Source organism: Streptomyces sp. SID14478 (assembly GCF_010548525.1).
GTDB lineage: Bacteria > Actinomycetota > Actinomycetes > Streptomycetales > Streptomycetaceae > Streptomyces.
Genome location: NZ_JAAGMG010000788.1, coordinates 1 through 4,097 on the forward strand (window position 1 = coordinate 1; position 4,097 = coordinate 4,097).

At 71.7% G+C, this 4,097-nt stretch carries 3 protein-coding genes and 2 pseudogenes; 3 read left to right on the plus strand and 2 right to left on the minus strand.

Going from position 1 to position 4,097, the window contains the following annotated elements:
* A pseudogene (locus G3I40_RS26090) lies at positions 1-696 on the plus strand (hypothetical protein); the annotation flags it as partial.
* Between the two features lie 21 nt (positions 697-717).
* Here G3I40_RS26090 and G3I40_RS26095 read toward each other — a convergent pair.
* On the minus strand, positions 718-2,007 hold the full coding sequence (locus G3I40_RS26095) for an ABC transporter substrate-binding protein (RefSeq protein WP_164304583.1): 1,290 nt from the start codon (positions 2,005-2,007) through the stop codon (positions 718-720).
* A gap of 117 nt (positions 2,008-2,124) precedes the next feature.
* On the opposite strand from G3I40_RS26095, the gene G3I40_RS26100 reads away from it, so the two are divergent.
* Positions 2,125-2,625: a hypothetical protein gene (locus G3I40_RS26100; RefSeq protein ID WP_164304585.1), complete on the plus strand. Its 501-nt coding sequence runs from the start codon at positions 2,125-2,127 to the stop codon at positions 2,623-2,625.
* A gap of 88 nt (positions 2,626-2,713) precedes the next feature.
* The gene (purU, locus tag G3I40_RS26105) at positions 2,714-3,592 is read left to right on the plus strand and encodes a formyltetrahydrofolate deformylase (RefSeq protein WP_164304587.1); all 879 of its coding nucleotides are present in this window, start codon (positions 2,714-2,716) and stop codon (positions 3,590-3,592) included.
* 223 nt (positions 3,593-3,815) lie between these two features.
* Here the strand turns inward: purU and G3I40_RS26110 are convergent.
* Positions 3,816-4,097 (minus strand): annotated as a pseudogene (locus tag G3I40_RS26110) (MDMPI N domain containing protein); the annotation flags it as partial.

The following is a 4,097-nucleotide window of genomic DNA, read 5'->3' on the forward strand; positions in this document are numbered from 1 at the left end:
CGCCAGCCGCAGCAGCCGCAGTACCAGCAGGCGTACGAGCCGGAGCCGCCGCGCCGCAAGGCCCGCAGCGGCTCGAAGGGCCCGCTGATCGCGGCCGTCGGCGTCGGCCTCCTCGTCGTCGGGATCGGCGCGGGCGCGCTGCTCAGCGGCGGCGGGGACGACGACAAGAAGTCGGACGCCACCAAGAACGTCTCGAATTCGTCGCCCGCCGCCTCGGACCCGCCCTCACCGGCCGCCGACCCGGTCAAGGAGCAGGCCGTCGCCCTCGACAAGCTGCTCGGCGACTCCAACAACAGCCGGGAAGCCGTCGTCGGCGCCGTCGGGAACATCGGCGCCTGCAAGGAGCTCGCCCCGTCCTCCAAGGCCCTGCGGGACGCCGCGACGCAGCGCAACGACCTGGTGACGCGCCTCAACGGCCTCGCCGTGGACAAGCTGCCCGACAACGCCGCCCTGAAGGACGCGCTGACCCGTGCGTGGAAGGCGTCCGCGTCGGCGGACAGCCACTACGCGGCGTGGGGCGACCAGGCCGCCGGGAAGAAGGGCTGCCACAAGGGGCACGCGAAGGTGACGCCGCAGCGCCACGCGGGCGACGCGGCCAGTGGTACGGCCTCCACGCAGAAGACGAAGGCCTCGAAGCTGTGGAACGCGATCGCCTCGAAGTACGGGCTGACCCAGCGGGAGGCGGGGCAGCTGTAGGAGCCGGACGAAGGCGTCCGGTCAGGGCGCCTTCGCCAGCGTGTCCGTCACGTCCACCAGGCCCTTGTGGGTCGCGACGAGACGCCCCTTGTCCACCTTCTGGAAGGCGACCCGGGCGTTGACCAGGCGGGGGAAGTCGCCGGCCGCGGACAAGTGGGCGTAGTCCCAGCGCAGCGTGGGCGTGAGGCCGCCCGTCGTGACCTTCGCGCCCTTGTCGAGGGCGATGCGCAGGGAGCGCGCGCTCACGTCGTCGTCCTCGCCGAGCGAGTCCACGAGCTGCTTCAGGACGGTGTACGCGATCCACGTGGTCTGTACGCCCGCGTCCGCCGGGTCGATCCGGTTGTCGCCGAAGGCCACTTCGTCGATGGCCTTGCGCATCGGGTTCCAGCGCGCGTCGTCGGCCGCCGGGTACCAGCCGGTGACGTACGCGCCCTCGTACGGGCTGCTCGCGCCGCCGGTGCGGTTGATGACGGTCTGGTCGACGCTGCCGAGGACGGTCGCCGTGTGCACCTCGGGGTAGTCCGCGCGCAGCCGCCGGAACGAGTCCATGAACGTGTCCGTACGGTCCCCGAGGACGGCCGCGACGCAGCCCTCGGCGAGGGGGTCGGAGCTCGCCGTGCTCAGGGCCCGGTCGGCCTGGGTGTCGAGGTCGTTGGAGTCCTCGGCGGCGCGCAGATCGGTGGCGGCGGGCCGCTTGCCCAGGGCGAGGCCGGCGTCGAGCAGCGGGGGGAGCTCGTCGCCCGCGATGGTGTCGGGGCGGATCAGGACGGTGCGGTCGCAGATGTGGGCGAGCTGTTCGCCGTTGCCCGCGAGCAGGGCGGCCTGGCCGCCGTTGACCGGGTACGACAGCGGGCTGGTGAACTCCGCGTCGCTGACCCCGTATCCGCCTATATAGGGGATGCCCGCGGATTCCAGCGGGGACAGGAACGCCCGGCCGTACTGGCTGTAGGAGCCGACGACGGCGACGGCGTGCTGGTCGACGGCGGAGCGGGCGCACTTCGCGGCGTCCACGCCGTCGTTGTGGTCGTTGCAGGTGAGGACCTTCAGCTGCCGGCCGCCGATGCCGCCGTGGGCGTTGACCCAGCGCGCGTACGCCCGGGCCATCGCCGGTATGCCGGGCATGTTGGTCGCCCCGGTCTGTTCCGGGGCCCAGGTCATCACGGTGACCGGCCCCTCGGAGCCCCCCGTGGTCCCGGGGACCAGTCCGCAGCCGGCCACCAGGCTCGCGCCGCTGACGGCGACGGCAATGGTGCGCAGGGTGCGCGAGGTGAAAGTGGTGCGCGGGATCGTGGTGGGGCGCCGGCCGGTCATGGACCTGCACGATTCCGCCGCATCCCGAACCCCTGAGTGACCCGCGGTCAATACGTGGTGACGCGGAGGTGAATTACGGGGGCCGGTCGGGGTGCCGGGCGGCGGCACGTACGATCGATGACCGTGCAAAGCTCGGAGAAGTCTTCCCGCCGTGGCCGTCGCTCCACAAAGATGGAGGGCATGCCACTCAACGACATGCCGTGGTGGCGCTGGCGCAGCAATGTGCGCTCCGCGCTGCACATGCTCTCCGACCCGTCGTTCCAGCGAGACGTCTGGCTGGCCGGTGCGGACGGCTACGGGGACGTGACCGACGCCGTGTACCGCCTCGTCGAGGACACCTGGCTGGACAACTGGTCCGCCGAGAAGTACGTCGGGACGATCTTCCGGGACTCGCAGGAAGCGGTCCTCGTCGACTCCGCCGTGCTGCGGGTGCTGCGCATCATGCACCAGGTCGGACCGGACGCGCCCGTCTCCGTCTACATGGACAACCCGGGCTGGCCGGAGGCCGTGCGCGCCGCGCGGGACGCCCACGTGGCGCTCGCCACGAGCGACGGCGAGGACCCGGACACCGCGCCCCGGACCCTTGAGGTGCTGCGGATCATGACGCGGGCGGCCTGAGCCGCCCGGGGCCGGGGCGGGCGGCAGGAACGTCCGTTCCCCGGGACGAGGGATCGTGCGGGGAGCGCAGTGTGCGAACCTTTTCTCCATGAACGCGCCCGCACCCGTCGCCACCGGCCCCGAGCAGTACGTCCTCACGCTCTCCTGCCCCGACAAGCAGGGCATCGTGCACGCCGTGTCGAGCTACCTCTTCATGACCGGCTGCAACATCGAGGACAGCCAGCAGTTCGGTGACCACGACACGGGACTGTTCTTCATGCGCGTCCACTTCAGCGCGGACGCCCCGGTCACCGTGGAGAAGCTGCGCGCCAGCTTCGCCGCGATCGGGGACTCGTTCCGGATGGACTGGCAGATCCACCGGGCCTCGGACCGGATGAAGATCGTCCTGATGGTCAGCAAGTTCGGCCACTGCCTGAACGACCTGCTCTTCCGGGCGCGGATCGGCGCCCTGCCCGTCGACATCGCGGCCGTGGTCTCCAACCACAGGGACTTCGCCGAGCTCGTGGGCTCCTACGACATCCCCTTCCACCACATCCCGGTGACGAAGGAGACCAAGGCGCAGGCCGAGCAGCAGGTCATCGACCTGGTGCGGGCGGAGGGCGTCGAGCTGGTCGTGCTCGCCCGGTACATGCAGGTGCTCTCGGACGACCTGTGCAAGCAGCTCAGCGGCCGGATCATCAACATCCACCACTCGTTCCTGCCGAGCTTCAAGGGTGCGAAGCCCTACCACCAGGCGCATGCGCGGGGTGTGAAGCTGATCGGGGCGACCGCGCACTACGTGACCGCCGACCTCGACGAGGGGCCGATCATCGAGCAGGAGGTCGAGCGGGTCGGGCACGACGTCACGCCCGACCAGCTGGTCGCGATCGGCCGGGACGTCGAGTGCCAGGCGCTGGCGCGGGCCGTCAAGTGGCATGCGGAGCGGCGTATTTTGTTGAACGGGCGGCGGACGGTCGTGTTCGCTTAGGCCGTGTTCGCACAGGCCGTGTCCGCTCAGGCCGTGTGTCGGGTGCGGCGCCGTCGTGGTTGCTCGCGCAGTTCCCCGCGCCCCTGAGATGCGCACTGCGTGCGCCATCTCCCGATGAAGGCGCGGCGAAGCCGCATGTCTTCAGGGGCGCGGGGAACGGCGCGACCAACCCCCACCGGGCCGCACCCGGCAACGCACGCACCCCGTACCCGGTGGCCGCGACCTACATCCGGCTCAGCGCCGCCGTCGCCGACAGCACGTCCCTGATCGCCTCCCGGTCGCCGACCTGGCCCGCGGCCGCCTCGTCCGGCGACACGTGCCCCGCGGCCAGCCGGCAGAACTCGACGCCGTCGAGGGCGACATGGGCCACCTCGCGGTCCGCGGAGCCGGCCGCCGCGGGGGAGTCGAGGGCGATCAGCCACTCACCGCCGCCCGCACCCTCGACCTCCAGGCGCAGGCTGCGGCCCGGGCGCCCGGCCGTGACCAGTTCGCGGGCCGGGGTGGC